General features: G+C 31.6%; 21 protein-coding genes. All 21 read right to left on the bottom strand.

Annotated features, from left to right (window positions below; translation table 11 throughout):
- Positions 1–76 precede the first annotated feature (76 nt).
- Positions 77–307 carry a hemolysin XhlA family protein gene (locus tag KGF50_RS09515; protein WP_227847825.1) on the bottom strand — a complete coding sequence of 77 codons (231 nt, stop codon included), beginning with the start codon at positions 305–307 and terminating at the stop codon, positions 77–79.
- Positions 308–365: 58 nt separating this feature from the next.
- On the bottom strand, positions 366–992 hold the full coding sequence (locus tag KGF50_RS09510; RefSeq protein WP_227847824.1) for a hypothetical protein: 627 nt from the start codon (positions 990–992) through the stop codon (positions 366–368).
- A gap of 33 nt (positions 993–1,025) precedes the next feature.
- Positions 1,026–1,208 (bottom strand): hypothetical protein, encoded by a 183-nt coding sequence (locus tag KGF50_RS09505; protein ID WP_227838745.1) that lies wholly within the window; start codon positions 1,206–1,208, stop codon positions 1,026–1,028.
- Positions 1,208–1,501, bottom strand: a complete 294-nt coding sequence (locus KGF50_RS09500; protein ID WP_227847823.1) for a hypothetical protein — start codon at positions 1,499–1,501, stop codon at positions 1,208–1,210. The genes KGF50_RS09505 and KGF50_RS09500 overlap by 1 nt, the downstream gene beginning before the upstream one ends.
- A 16-nt stretch (positions 1,502–1,517) precedes the next feature.
- Positions 1,518–3,200: a glycine rich domain-containing protein gene (locus KGF50_RS09495; protein WP_227847822.1), complete on the bottom strand. Its 1,683-nt coding sequence runs from the start codon at positions 3,198–3,200 to the stop codon at positions 1,518–1,520.
- Between the two features lie 16 nt (positions 3,201–3,216).
- Complete coding sequence (locus KGF50_RS09490) at positions 3,217–4,218, bottom strand: phage tail protein (RefSeq protein ID WP_227847821.1); 1,002 nt, start codon at positions 4,216–4,218, stop codon at positions 3,217–3,219.
- Positions 4,219–4,836, bottom strand: coding sequence for a putative phage tail protein (locus KGF50_RS09485; protein ID WP_227847820.1), 618 nt, complete (start codon positions 4,834–4,836; stop codon positions 4,219–4,221).
- Complete coding sequence (locus tag KGF50_RS09480) at positions 4,837–5,886, bottom strand: baseplate J/gp47 family protein (protein WP_227847819.1); 1,050 nt, start codon at positions 5,884–5,886, stop codon at positions 4,837–4,839. It lies immediately after the preceding gene.
- Positions 5,879–6,307, bottom strand: coding sequence for a DUF2634 domain-containing protein (locus KGF50_RS09475; RefSeq protein WP_227847818.1), 429 nt, complete (start codon positions 6,305–6,307; stop codon positions 5,879–5,881). The genes KGF50_RS09480 and KGF50_RS09475 overlap by 8 nt, the downstream gene beginning before the upstream one ends.
- Positions 6,307–6,633: a DUF2577 family protein gene (locus tag KGF50_RS09470; protein WP_227847817.1), complete on the bottom strand. Its 327-nt coding sequence runs from the start codon at positions 6,631–6,633 to the stop codon at positions 6,307–6,309. The genes KGF50_RS09475 and KGF50_RS09470 overlap by 1 nt, the downstream gene beginning before the upstream one ends.
- A gap of 14 nt (positions 6,634–6,647) precedes the next feature.
- Positions 6,648–8,087, bottom strand: coding sequence for an NlpC/P60 family protein (locus KGF50_RS09465; RefSeq protein ID WP_227847816.1), 1,440 nt, complete (start codon positions 8,085–8,087; stop codon positions 6,648–6,650).
- Positions 8,088–8,384: 297 nt separating this feature from the next.
- Positions 8,385–9,020, bottom strand: coding sequence for a LysM peptidoglycan-binding domain-containing protein (locus KGF50_RS09460; RefSeq protein WP_227847815.1), 636 nt, complete (start codon positions 9,018–9,020; stop codon positions 8,385–8,387).
- Positions 9,020–10,774 (bottom strand): hypothetical protein, encoded by a 1,755-nt coding sequence (locus KGF50_RS09455; protein ID WP_227847814.1) that lies wholly within the window; start codon positions 10,772–10,774, stop codon positions 9,020–9,022. Before KGF50_RS09455 ends, KGF50_RS09460 begins: the two co-directional genes overlap by 1 nt.
- Positions 10,767–10,934, bottom strand: a complete 168-nt coding sequence (locus KGF50_RS09450) for a hypothetical protein (protein WP_227847813.1) — start codon at positions 10,932–10,934, stop codon at positions 10,767–10,769. The genes KGF50_RS09455 and KGF50_RS09450 overlap by 8 nt, the downstream gene beginning before the upstream one ends.
- Before the next feature lie 23 nt (positions 10,935–10,957).
- On the bottom strand, positions 10,958–11,341 hold the full coding sequence (locus tag KGF50_RS09445; RefSeq protein WP_227847812.1) for a phage portal protein: 384 nt from the start codon (positions 11,339–11,341) through the stop codon (positions 10,958–10,960).
- A 47-nt stretch (positions 11,342–11,388) separates the two neighbouring features.
- Complete coding sequence (locus KGF50_RS09440) at positions 11,389–11,838, bottom strand: phage tail tube protein (protein ID WP_227847811.1); 450 nt, start codon at positions 11,836–11,838, stop codon at positions 11,389–11,391.
- 12 nt (positions 11,839–11,850) lie between these two features.
- Positions 11,851–12,918 (bottom strand): phage tail sheath C-terminal domain-containing protein, encoded by a 1,068-nt coding sequence (locus KGF50_RS09435; protein WP_227847810.1) that lies wholly within the window; start codon positions 12,916–12,918, stop codon positions 11,851–11,853.
- 14 nt (positions 12,919–12,932) lie between these two features.
- Complete coding sequence (locus KGF50_RS09430; RefSeq protein ID WP_227847809.1) at positions 12,933–13,349, bottom strand: DUF6838 family protein; 417 nt, start codon at positions 13,347–13,349, stop codon at positions 12,933–12,935.
- Positions 13,350–13,361: 12 nt separating this feature from the next.
- Positions 13,362–13,775 carry an HK97 gp10 family phage protein gene (locus tag KGF50_RS09425; protein ID WP_227847808.1) on the bottom strand — a complete coding sequence of 138 codons (414 nt, stop codon included), beginning with the start codon at positions 13,773–13,775 and terminating at the stop codon, positions 13,362–13,364.
- Positions 13,768–14,106: a phage head closure protein gene (locus KGF50_RS09420; RefSeq protein WP_227847807.1), complete on the bottom strand. Its 339-nt coding sequence runs from the start codon at positions 14,104–14,106 to the stop codon at positions 13,768–13,770. Before KGF50_RS09420 ends, KGF50_RS09425 begins: the two co-directional genes overlap by 8 nt.
- Before the next feature lies 1 nt (position 14,107).
- Complete coding sequence (locus KGF50_RS09415) at positions 14,108–14,395, bottom strand: head-tail connector protein (RefSeq protein WP_227847806.1); 288 nt, start codon at positions 14,393–14,395, stop codon at positions 14,108–14,110.
- Positions 14,396–14,402: the final 7 nt, after the last annotated feature.

The raw sequence follows: 14,402 nt of genomic DNA, 5'->3' as shown, positions 1-14,402 counted from the left end.
ATAAAGAGCAGCAACTAAAATTAGTAACTGCTCTGGTATGAAACTTATTAAATTATCCATCTCTTATCCTCCTAATTTAAAATAATCCTTTTTGTATGGCAAATATAAAGAATCCTACTAGTGTTGTAATCATTGTTCCAATTAGCCACTTGAGCATACTTGTAAGTGAGTTTAAGTTCTCACATAGTGCCTTTAGTTCTGCTTTAGACTCTATATTTGCTACCTTTAATTCGTCTATTTCATCATTATGTTTATTTATTGTTGACTCATGTCGTTTCAAATTCTCTTTGAAAAGTTCTTCATTCATGAAAACCTCCTAATTTGTATTAAAAAAGACTTAGATTTAACTAAGCCTTTCATATCCATTATTCTATTGCTATATAAAAAATACTTTGTGCGCCACGATTTCCAATTGGTAAATACATTTTTTTATCTGTTTCAAAATCTTCGAATACAACTGCACTATCTGGATTAAAAATTTTCGAATATCCACCATTTGCACCTGATGAACTATAAGTAGACTCAGTAAATATTAATAATTTTCTTTCCTTGCAATTAATATAAAATGCACTTTCATTTGCTTTCCTACCTGTACCATAAATCTCTGAAACAGCAAATACAAACGAAGGTTTAAACTCAAGATTTGGTATTGGAATATAACAAGCGGGCTCTGTTGAATTATCAATTTCGATAAAAACTTTCATATCTGAGACTATTTTGCTCATACCAGTTACTACTCTTTTTCTATCTCCAATAAGATTTGCTAATTCTGCAAAAGTATTTTCTTTTGTGGCAGGGTCGCCGATAGCAGTTGCAATTAGTTGTTTACCGCTATCGGCACTTTGAAAAGCCGAATCTGCTCTGTCTATACATTCTTTTAATGCTCCTTCTACATTTTCACTAGTAAATTTGTTTTCTGTATCTTCTATAGTTACATTCTTTGCTTCTAATACAAGATTTCTAACTTTATTAACTAACTCTTTAAAAGTCATTTAATCACCTTCTTTCAATAAAAAAATAACCATCTATAATGCCGGTTCTGTTCCTTCTACTACTCCACTTTCTTTAATTATATAATCTTCTACTGCCTTTCTGTACTCTACATTAGTCACGTCATCTAGTTCAAAAGGTCTGTTTTTCAAAGGGTTCAATCCTTTGTTTAGGATTCTCTCTGCTAATATTCTCACTACAATATTGTTTATATTCACTATAATAATCCTCCTACTTTTTCATTTTCATTTAATAATATTTGATTCTCTAGCTCTTGTATTCTCTTTTCTTCTTCTGTTACATGTACTGGTATCTCTTCTAAGATTGGTTGTTTAGTTTCTATATTTATACCTACAATCCTATTTCTTGTATAGTCTATACTTCCGTACTCAACATCAATGCAATGTAATTCAGTTATTTCATCATGTGGCAATATATCCCCTGTTGCCTCTCCTGTTTGGAGTAATATTTTGCCTGTTTGGTCATATATAATTCTATTTGCTCTATCCATTTTATCACCTCATTTATTAAATAAATTTTATGGCTTGCCACTTAAAATTGTTGCCTGCAACACTAGGAGTTATTGCAGGAATAAAAACACCATTATTATTAATGTAAACATCATTTTTGTTATTATTCCAAAGAAAAGGATTACTTACATAATTAACATCACCTGCTTTTTTAGAAAATTGGTTAACACTTACAAAATCTTTACCTCCAGTAAATGTTGCAATATTACAAGAAGCAAAAACAAATATTTTGTTAAAATTACTATTACTATCATAATAATCGCATTGAGCAATGAAAATATTTGGAATAAAATTAAGTCCAGTAATATTAATCCAAGGAGAAAAATTTCTAGTAAAATCAGTATTATATAAAGAAGCTTTTTTAGCACTTTGTTCTATTGTAGAAGTTGTACCACTTGCATATTTATATTTTGTATTTAATTGAGATATAGTATTATTAGCTTGTGTTAATTTGTTTGTTAAATCCTGCAAACTAGCGTCTCCACTATCAAATGATTCCTTTATTTTCTCTGATAATTCTAATAGTGTATTATTTAAAGATGAATCTATATTCTTTAATGCTAAAGTGTTTATGATACTTGTTTTACCATTCTTAAAGCCTGCATTAACTTCTGTCAGTTTTGTTGATATATCATTTAAATTTACATTTTCTGGCAGTGGCATTATATTCTTACTTATACTTAATACTTTTTCTACTGTAACATTGGCACTATCTGTAACAACTATTTTAAGTGTGTGTAGTGCATTATCTTCTAATGTGTAGTTAATTGTTTTCTCTGTTGTTAAATCTGTTGTGATAGTTTCTTTTAATATATCATCTATAAAGTATTCTATTTTAGTTAATAGTGTAGGGTCTGTGTGGTCAACTTTAAATGTTGCTTGTGTTGAGTTATAGGAAGATACAGTTAAAAATGGCAATGCTTGAAGTAATGTTATTTTAGCACGACCATCTGAGTAATTACCTACAACAGTAGTATTTCCACCAGTTGTCATAACTACATTATCAAAATAATACTCATAAGTTGGTGTATATCCAGGTGGCTTATAACTATCTTTAGTTAATACATAACCACTTCCGCCACCAGCACCACTATACATAGAATTAGAACAAGCACCACCAAACCAACCACCTCCACCACCACTATACATAGATGGGTTTTTAGAAGTAGCGCCTTTGCCAAACGAACCATCGCAAGAACCGTCATCAACAGTACCTCTACCACCCTCGAATTGTGTACCACCATGATAAGGTTCACTATTAAAACCTCTACCAGGCATACCTTTAAAACCACCACCATTACCACCTCTATAAGTATCTCTAGTTCCACCGCCGCCACCTGCGACAATTATACGAGACAATAAACCTAGTTCATTATCCCAAGTACCACCAACAAGTCTTATGTCTGTAGCTCCACCACCACTTGCACCATTACCATATCCAGCACCATTAAAGTTATAACCTTTTTTACCATCTTTTCCAACATAGAGATACAAAATGGTTTCTTTTTTTAATGTTATTTCACCACTACAATAACCACCCCAACCATAATAAAACCCACTTTCATAAGGAGTCCCCAATGCACCACCTCTAGCACCCCAACATTCAAATTTATATCTACCAGGTTTCAATGTAACATTTTGCTCAATTTCAGCATCTTTAAAATTCCATTCTGTTTGCATTTTATCACTCTCCTTTCTAACAATAAGTTATCAACTCATTTACACTCGTTGCAATATTAGATAAATTTCCATTTACTTTTTCTTCTATATTAACCAACATATCCTCAATCTTTTTAGATGAATAAGTAGTCATTTCAGACACTCTGTTATCATCCACAGTCGCATTAATTAAACTTGTCTGAGCATTTCCGTTTATTAAATACACATACATTTTAATATTTTCTTCATTTCTAACAATAATGCTATTATCATCAATAGCTCTAGCGTTTGGTGTAAGTGCTTCTCCAATTTCATCATATAAAGCTATTAATATTCTTTTAGTCAACAAAGGATGATTTACAGTTACTTCATACATATTAGTTTCATTATTTAAAACCCAATCAGCCACTTCTATGATGTGTGTATGAGATACATTCACGCCATTTGCAACGATATTATCAATTTTAATATTCTGTTTCTCATTTTCTGTGTCAATTCTAGTGTTTAACTCTGTTTTAGCAGTTTCTATGTTGCTTGTTAATTCTGTTTTGGTTGTATCAATTTTAGTGTCTAATTCTTGTATATCTTTAAGTGTGGCTAGTATAACTGTTGGGTCTACTTTCAAATTTACACTCGAAGTATTAGAGACAACCAAAATAATTTTTATAACTAAGTCTTTTACACTTCCACTGTCAGCAGTTGGTTTATATGTTTCAGGATATTTAGATACTGCAATTAATTGATTTAATGAATCAAATATTCCTACTTCTCTTATCATAAACCCACCTACACTACCTGGTATTACAGTTTCTATTACTATCCAGTTTGGATTTTCTGCGTCTATCTTTACATTATTTACAGAACCTTCCCAAACAACCTTTTTAAGAGATGTTTGTTCCTCTGTTGGATTATATTCTGCTCCTGCTCCATCACCAAGTTGTAATTTTACTAAATCTACTTTATTACCAAGTGCTGTAGCATTTGCAATAGATGCCTTACCAATCTTAGTTAAAAGTGTATAATATTTTTGTTCTGCCAACTATATCACCTCCTGTCTAGGGTATAAAGTTACTTTTTCCATACTTCTGTCATTGCCTGTAGTTATAGTCAATTCTCCAAAAGAAGTTATATCAGTTGGGCTGTAAGGATATATAGTAACTGTTTCACCTGTATTCGTTGTAGAACCTGCAAACATGTCATTTTGATTAAATAAAATCATTTCAAATTTATGCTCTAAATGACATGGTTTTATTTCTTCTATTTTCTTATCTAACTCTAAAATAGTGTTGTAACTACAATTATTTGTTATAAAACTAAGTGTAAAACTAAATAGATTACTAAATACTTCTACATCAACATTGGTCTTTGTATAAGCTTCTGATATAGCTTTTATAACTTCTATAGTAGTTGTACCCTTGCCACGCATTTTCGCTTTTATATTACTTCTTCTGTCTTCTATACTTAAATCATATCTATTTTTAATAGATAAAATATTTTCCCAATAATCTAAGCCCCAAGTGGCAGTATCTACAAAAAACTGGTCAAAAGTATCGTCATAAGTTTCTCTAAGTGTTTCTAGTTCTATGTCGTAAGCATCTTGTATTTTTCTAGTAATATCATTGTTGTAAAAAGAAGGTAGTTTATCAATTAATTTCAATTAAATCACCTCACTAAATTCTAGGGTCGTAACACTTGGCACTTTGTCCTCTTCAAATACTATATTTTCAGTTTTATTATTTAATAGTAAATTGTTAAAGTCATGTAGACCTTCTGTACTTGCAAGTATTGCACTTACTTTAGTGTAAATTATTTCTTTATTAACATTTATTAAGTAACTATTAATACTCTCCAAGAAGCTTTCTTTTACAAAATCTATTGTATATCCTGCTTCTAGCTTTATAGTTGCACTTATACTTATATCTAAAACGCTTGGAGTTAAAACGGTTAACGCAGGACCTATTGGCATTTCTTCTTCAATATGTTCTTTGCATCTTTCAATTACTTCTGTGTCAACAGCTTGATTATTTTCTCCAAAGATTAAAACTTTTACAGTTCCTGGACCATCCCATCTTGGATAGATTTTAGCGTTATATACTCCTTCAACTTCTAAAGCCCACGCTTCATAATGTGCCTTATTTCCACTTGTTGCTTGATTTTTTTGTATTTTATAGAATCTTTCTTTTAATTCTTCGTCTGTTTCTATTTCTGTCCCACCTCGAAAAGCAACATCATTGTAAATTTTCGTTATACCGTTTATTTCGTCTTGTAACTTAAATTCTGTATTTGCAGGTATATTATATCTAATTCCAATTTCTAAAGCCTGTATGGGGCTTGTATTTTGTTCGATTTCCGAACTAATTACTATATCTTTAATTACTACGAATAATAGCTCGTTGTAAGATATAATAGTTCCGTTTTGAACAACTGTTCCAAGTTTCCCCTCGAATGTTACTTCTCCTGTAGCTTCTGTTCCTAACTTTCTATATACTCCAAACTCGTTTACTCGCTTATCTAAAAAATCATCGAAGTTATCTTCTACAAAAACTTTTTTATGGATATATGAAAGTTCTATATAGAATTTTGCAAGCTCTGAATTAATAGGAGATACCATATCACTTAAAAAAGAACCCTCTCCTTTATAAACATTTAAATTTATATTAGATAAGGTCCTATTTTTCACAACATCATAAGTTTGACTACTATACATTAACTTCCACCTCCCCATAAGTTGTGTTTATGACTATATCCACACTTAATAAATCATCTATAAATTTTGTATTGCTAATGTTGACATCTAATATATATGGATTAACTAATAAAGCCTCTTTTATATATCTACTAGCTTCACTTTCTGTAAGTCCTTTACTGTATTTCTGCCCTATAAGTTCTGAAAGCTCTGTTCCATAATCCCACGAATGCACCTCATGCTCGTATCTATTAGTTTTAATACATTTGTACACCCAAACCTTTATTGCTTCATTTCCCTCAATAACCTTAAAATCTCCATTTTCTAAAATAGGTTCATCTTTTTCAAAGTTCCAAGCCACTTCTCTAAATAAATCCAATTCTTTTGTTTTGGGTGTTTCGTAGTCTGCTGGTACTCCTATAAAAGGAAATATATTAGACATTATATATTCACCAACTTACTTACTATTGCAAATCTCTCTCCTACTTTAAACATGATTACTGTATCATTTATGTCTAATTGACTTGTAAGTGCTTCCTTCAACTCATGAGTATGATTATCAGATTGTTTTGTTATAAAGCTCTTTGTTGCTCTATCAAGTATCCAACTATCTATAAGTAAGTTTTCTTTATCTAAAATCATGTTGTTTAGAGATACTTTTAAATCTGGCAACTTACTTGTTATTTCTCCAATAAAAAAAGAAGGTTCATTGTAATGTTTCCCTTCTTCTCTCATTATTCCTATAAATTCATTTATTGGATTAGCCACTCTATCACCTCTTTTTACAATACTCTCCTAGCTGTATTAAAATCTTTTCTACTACTTAATTTACTTACTCTAACATTTTTTCCTGTTGTAGGTGCTTCTATAAACTCTCCATTGCCTATATATAGCCCAACGTGGCTAATAGGATTATGGAAGAACACCAAGTCTCCTGCTTGTAAATTATTTTTTTCTATTTTTTTACCTTTTGTTGCTTGTTGTCTTGAAGTTCTTGGCAAATTAACATTAATTTTTTTGAAACAATATACCATCAAACCTGAGCAGTCAAAATTACTAGGTCCATTTCCACCCCATTTATAAGGCTTACCTAAATGTTTTTTTGCTTCTGCTATTACCGTACCCGCTTTCCCTGTAACATTTGTATATCCAGTTCCATCACCTATGATTATAGTTCCTTTTCTTCTTCCAAAGTTATAACATTCTTTTTTGCTGGACATTAGTATATCTATTTTATATACTCCATTTATAACCTTTATAACTCCACCTCTATCTGTGACTGTATAAGTTTTTCCATCTATGTTTGTTCCAGTTCCTTTTACTTGAATTTTTGTCTTAAATTTAAGCACCTCAGGTGCAGCACAAGTATTATTAGATGGCACAAGTTTTTTACCATCCATTTTTTGATATAGCCCACCTTCCATAGGATTGTTTGACGGGTAATATGCTGTAAATTCTGCTTTTACTTCTTTACCATTTAGAGTACCTTCACCACTACTAAAATCTGAACTTTCTTCTTTTTGTTCGTCTTGACCCGCCATCTTCTCATCCATAATATTTTGAAAGTTTAAATCAAGGTCAATTTCATAGTTTCCAGAACTGTCCCAGTTATGTTTATCTGTGTCTATATAAAATAATCCAACTAAACCAGTATAAGAATCCTTTACTTTTACACCTCTACCAGTTATACAACTTACATCACCATAACCTTTAAGATTACAAGTCTGTTCTATCCCTTTAAATTCACTTTCAATATCTACAGTACTATTTTCTTGTTGCTGTATAACCTTTTGCATTATTACTCCGACATCCTTAAAAATCTCATCATTGACCTTTTCGCTTATCTTATTACCATACTGGTCTACAACTAATACCTTATTTTTTACATTCTCCATACTTTCTGAGAAGCTTGTATTTATAAGATTAGAACCTTCTTCAAACATAACATTTAATGTAACAGTTCCTTTTTCAATGATATTAAATTTATCTACATTAGACTCTATCATATATTTTTTTTTAGTTGTTTTACTAGCTTCTGTATATGCACTCATTATAGTATCATAGCCAGTTACACTAATAAACATCTTAGTGTATTTAACATTAGTTTTAGGTATGTTTCCAACCGCAAGTTTATTGTCATTAAATATTTGTTTTGCTATATCTTCAACCAATTTATCTTTAAAGTTGTATGATACTTCACTTTGTGTTAATAAAAATCCCATGTCTTTTGATGTGAAGCTGATGCTATTATTACTAGAGTCTTTAGACCTGTTAATTATTATTCCTCTAAAAAGTTCTTTATCATCAACATAGAAACAAACTGTACTTGCTACTGGAATATCTATTTGCTTAAAATTAATATCATTTGCTGATTGAACTATAGAAAATTCTAAAGTTCTTGACGGAGACTTATAATCACCACTCCAAGTTACTTTCTCGACTATATCTGTTATGTTATATATAGCTCCGTCCTTTATGTGTACTTGTAATTTTATGTTATTGATTATAAATCACCTCATTTATGGGATTATTAAAACCCAACCATCTTTTATAGTATCTGGATTTTTAATTAATTTTTTATTAGCATCATAAATCTTCTTCCATAAATCCCCATTTCCATAATATTTTTTTGCAAGCGACCAAAGACTATCACCTTTACCTACTTTATGTGTCTTTTGTTTACCAGTTTCAAAGCCTTTTGTAATTGGTACATTTTTTACCGCTTCTATTTTTCCATCTGAGGAATTTACACTAGGTATCTGTATTCTTTTATACTCTTTTAAGCTTAGTGTAAAGTAAACATCATTTGTTCCATCTTGTTTACCATGTTTAAAATTTTCAATAATGACCTCCATATTAACATCAGTTTCAGTTATTATATATCTTAAAATTAACCCCTGCTCCATCCAATTTTTTATTTTATTTACACAATCATATGGTTGCGGAAAATCTTTATAATTGCAAAAATGATATTGTTTGCTTGGAAAAAAACTGCTTATCTCTGTTGTTCTAAGTCCCATACCACCACAAACAACTACTTCACCAAGTTTTAGCACATTTGTTGTACTTGTATTTATATTTCCGCTTATTTCAAAAGAGGTTGGAAGTATTGGGAATCTAAAAGCATCATTTGCCTGTCTAAGCCACATTTCCATTAAACAACACCGCCCATTTTCGCCATTTGTATTTTTTTTATTAAACTTGATGTTATTCTTTCAATGTCAGCATCTTCTCTTATCACTATTGTTTCAGCAATTTTGGGAATTGTTATATTATAACTTGCACTTTCTCCTTGTGTTTGTCGCAAGTTAGGAATACTTTTATTAATCATAGATTTACTTTCTGCATTTGTAAAAACTTTACTACCACGTGGCATAGATACAAGTTCAGGTCCATGTTCGCCTACGACAGAAAGTCCGCCCGACCAATATTTCGTTCCAGTTGCATTTCCAGCCAACTTTCCAGCGACCCAACTAACACCATCGCTTATGCCTTTTGCCGCTCCTGTTATTCCATCGACTAATGGTTTTATATAATCAGACGCTTTTTTAACTATTTTCATAACACTATCAAAAACATTTTTAAAAATTTTACCCATAGATTTTAAGGTATCCCCAACATTTTTGAAAATTGGTGCTAATTTAGAAATCAAAGAACTTACAATAGGAGCTACAGTTTTGACAGCGGAAGCAATTCCCGACAATACAGACGAAGCAACAGAAAGCAATCCCATAAAAATAGGGCTTAAAGCTCCTATGACTTGACCGATTATCGGGGCAACGGTTGATACAATAGAGGATACAGCTCCAAAAGCTGTTTGAAAAATCGGAGCTAAGGTTGGCATTTGTTGCTGTATCCACCCAATCGCCATACCTATTCCGGCTGTTATTTTTGTACCTACTTCTAGTATTTTAGGGCTAGCTTGGTCTATAAAGCCAATTAAGCCAGTCATAACAGGTTTTAAAGGTTCTAACATACCAAGCCCAATATCTGCAATATTAGATTTTAATTTCCCCATTATGGTAGAAAGTAGTCCCGAACCACTTTCAGCAAGCTTGTTGGCTCCACCATTGAACATTGTTTCAAGCTTCTTTTGCACTGCTTTTGGGTCGTCTGTACTGCTTGCTTTAACTCCAAACTCTGTAAGTCTTGCCATTTCTCCAATATTCATGTCCGCAAGTGCCTCCATAGCATCCCCAACAGTCTTACCTGGATTCAGTGCTGCCATGTCCTCTGCTAGTTTAACCATTTGCATAGCATCTTTTGTATTCCCGCCTGCTATTTGCAAAGAACGAGTCCCCGCTGATATGACTTCTCCAGTTTCGAATGGGGTTGCATTAGCATTACTTCTTAAATCTTTTAGATAACTCGCACTCATCCCGTCAAGCTCTTTACTAGATTTTCCTTTGTTTCCAACTCCCATGAAATGTCGCATACTTATCTGTTGTTGCTCTAGTTCCATACCGCTTTTAACAGCCATGCCCGCAGCACCTATTGCAGCACCAACTGGAACAATAGTCGATAAACTGGTAAGTCTATTTTTTATTTTATCAATCATTCCTTTTGTTTCGTCTTTTAATTTTATAGCTGGTCTTGCAATAAATTTTCCAAAAGTTTTTACATTTGATTTTATTCTTTCTATTTTTTCACTTGCTAAATCTTTTATGACAACAGCTTGCACAATCTTAGTTCGAAGAGGCGCAAGTCTTTGTCTTAAATTCTGTATAGTTCGGTGTGCAGGAGTTGCGTCCATCCTTATACGCATACGTTCTCTACTCGCTGAACGCATCTCGTTACGTGTCCGCCTAACCTCGTTTTGAAATTGTTTTTGCTCTCTTCGAATCCCCCTCATAGTCGCACTCATGTTGTCTTTTAGAGATATAACTGCGCTTATATGTCTTCTAGCCATTTTTTACACCTCCAAACATAGCACCTATTAACTCAGAAATAAGTTTTATTTTTTCTTCTTCTTCATATAACATGCAAGCGATATGAAAATTTCTTTCCATTATATTTAAATTTGTTAATTTATCTAAATCAACACCTTTTTCTAGGTAATGACTAATCATTTGCATTTCCACATCGCTTTTAATTAGTTTTTTAAGTCTTCTATTTCCTCTACAATGCCAAAACCTGCGAATTTCGTAGCGATTTTAACAATATCAGTAATTTCCCCAGTTTCAAATAGTACATCGACGATGTCAAGAGGATTGTCCTCACACCCAAATTCAGCATGTAATTTTCCACTTTTCAAATTCGGCTTTTTAACAATTTCATAAACGAAATATTTGTCGCTTTCGATTGGGTCTTCCATTTCTACAGCATCGAGACACAGCATTCTATCTGGCTTTGCAATCTCTATATTTCCACCAAGCGAAGGAATATATAATTGCTTAGTTTCTTCGCTTTTTTTTGCAAAATATTCTTTTCTTTTTAAAATATCCTCTATTGTTATCATTTCTTTTTTATTTTCCATTTTAAAATCCTCCTATTTTATATAAAAAAGGATAGTAAAAACTATCCTTAAATTTCCTCTATTTCGTCCATCATATCAGAATCATTCGGAGTAAATCCAAAGCTCAGTTCTTCCTCAATTTTTCCGCCTTTTTCAAATTGTGCTAAAGCCAGTTCGTTAAACCAAACATTGTTAATTGTAACTGTTTCAGCTTGTTTTCCAGGCGTGCCAGGGTCTTTTATCTTGCTTGTAAGTGTGCTTCGTGGGTCTTCTCCTTTTTTCCAGGCTTCTAATAATTTCTTTTTTCCTCTTGAATATACTTTTCCAAGCTTTATAGTTCCTTCACCGCTCAGTGATGTTATTTTAGAATCTTTACTCATTCCAAACTGAATCTCTTCTCTATTTGCTGTAACCTTAGCTTCAAAACTAAGTACCTCAGCAATTAAAGCACCATCCCACCAAAGCTTTCCCCATGTGCCTGAAATTTGACTACTTCCTATGATATTTTCTTTGCTCATCTACTCACCTTCTTACATATATATTTTAAATTTCAAGTCCTCCATGGCGTCAGTAACAGTAATGTTTCCTTCCATAAAAACATAAGAACCCGTATTAGCTTCTTTTATTTGTTGTTCAGTCATTTCACTATAATCAATTCCTTTTTCTTTTAGATATTTTTTATGTGCTTCCATATCTATCTGCGCATAAGCTTCTTGACTATTATCAAGCACTTCATCACGCTGCAACTCTTTAAAATAATTATTTACAGCAGATAAAAATAATATTTTATTATCATATTTGTTAGTCACTTTCCCAACATAATTTTCATTCCAAGTTTGGAGAATATCATCCTGTATCATATCAATAGCTTCAACTATTTTTATTTTCTTCAAGTCTTCTATATCCTCTTTACTTAAAGTAACTAAAGAATTTATGCCCCTAGCTATCCTTATTCCATTATTATTTATTAAAATCAATTTACCTTCTTCTACAGCTTCGTCTGGGTTTTCAGCTGGTTCTATCTCTGTTACTTCATCTAGAACAAAATACGTACAACTTTCTGAAAGTGATATACCTGCTAAGATGCCCGCAATCCTAGTTGTGTATTCCGCTGTTGTATAGGCTTTTTCTCCAACTTTTATACCTGTTGTCGAAAAGTTTATAATTGCTTTCTCATTAGCATCAGCAACATTCGGTAAAACAGCTTTGTATATTTCTTTTTCCCTTCTAGCTGCCTTTATCCAGTTCACTACTTTAGTTTTGTCAGCTTCTTCACTTATCCAGGGAACTGCTAAATAGTTGAATTTATTAGTCTTTAAAGCTTTCAATGCATCATCTAAAGTCCTTTTAGAGTCAGCTGAATCATTAATAACTTCAATGATAACCTTGCTAGGTTTGCCTAAAAATACTAATCTTATATAGTCATAATTTTCTTTTGTAAATTCATCCTCATTTATATCTGTTAAAAAATCAATAGAATAAGTTTTTTTTGTCGCTGCTGCGTCTTTAAGTATTAAAGCGACAATACCTTTTTGGCTTCTAAATTTAACAGTCTTTGAACGTCTTTGGAACTCAATTATTGCACTTGGTAATCCCAAACTAAAACCTCCTTCTAAATATTCATTTCAAGCTCTTTCATAAGCTCGTATTTGCTTTCGTCTTCTTCTATAATTTCGACTACTTGCAAATTAAATTTGTATTGTAAAACATTCTCATATATTTCTACGCTTTTTTCTTCTATAGTCAGTTCGCCCCCATCAATTTCTAAAACACAATCTTGGAATAATACATTTAATTTATCAATCATTTTTAAATTTTCCAGTTCTGTCTTTTCTTTAGAAAAATAATGTATATTAACAAGTAATGTACTATTTAAAAAGCTTGGGTCGCTAGCCATTTCGATGGGAATAATTTGAATAAAAAAAGCAGGTTTTTCAAACCCACTTCTTATTTCATTTGCGACTATTTTTATATTTAAAGACTTAAGCTTTTCAACTATAGCTTTTTTTACAGAAACAATTTTTAACACTCTTACCCCCTTCTAAAGATTAAAGGTTTCATCAACCATTTTCTCTATTCTTTTATCAATTTTCGCTCTCTGATGCTCCATCGTCTGTTGCAACATATGCTTCCCTTCAACATATCCTCCATTTTTTGTTACCCAACCATTTTCTATTAAATGTGCATGCGGAGAATCATTTTTTAAAACACCTGTGCAATTCCCATTTTTAGACTGAACTTTAGTTTTCCAATTATCCTTCATATGCTTAGCTCTTTTATACTTCTTAGGTTTTTTATCTGATTTTGGAGTTCTTGCAATAGCTTCTCCTTTACATTTACCTAGACTAGTATTCATAAGTTTTTCAGCTTTTTTAGGGTACTCTTTTACGATGCGGTTAAATAATTTATTAGTATAATCATCTAAACCATTTGTATTAAAATCTGTACTACTCATTGTAAACACCTTCTTTATAGAGAATACAATCAATATTTGTTTCATATTTATTTAACTCTTTTATACTGTTTACATGCTTTATATCATAAATAACATCATTACAAACTATTCTCATGTCTTCTGTTATATCAGTTCTGTATCGTATTTTAAATCTATAAGAATACTCGATATTTTCTTTGTCTAGTACATAATTATTACTGTTTCTAAGCAAAGATTTGTTAGCCCAAATTTTTTTATACGTAGACCATCCTTTTGTAATTTCTCCTATATCATTTTCAATTTCTCCATAAATTTGTATTTCTATTCTTTGAGTTAATTTTCCAATATCCATCTTAGTACCTACTACATATAGAAATTTGAGATATTATATTTTCTAAAACAAACCTAACTTTTTCGCTATTACTTTCTGTTGCCCCTCTTTTTTCATACTGCTCTGCAACATACATTTTTATATACAAATTAACAAGCTCAGATTTATTATTTTCATTAAAAACTTTTCCTGTTCGGTTTTCCAAGTCTTCCTCCGCTGCTTTCAAAAAAGATAAAAGCAGATTATCATCTTCTTCATAATCTGCTTCTAATCTCAAATACTCTTTTATTTCCTCCACTGAAACAACCATTTGAAAC

The sequence above is a fragment of the Clostridioides sp. ZZV15-6598 genome, from assembly GCF_020657705.1.
GTDB classification, from domain to species: Bacteria; Bacillota; Clostridia; order Peptostreptococcales; family Peptostreptococcaceae; genus Clostridioides; species Clostridioides difficile_F.
The sequence above is the reverse complement of the archived record's forward strand: the minus strand, read 5'-3'. Positions and strand labels throughout refer to the sequence as shown.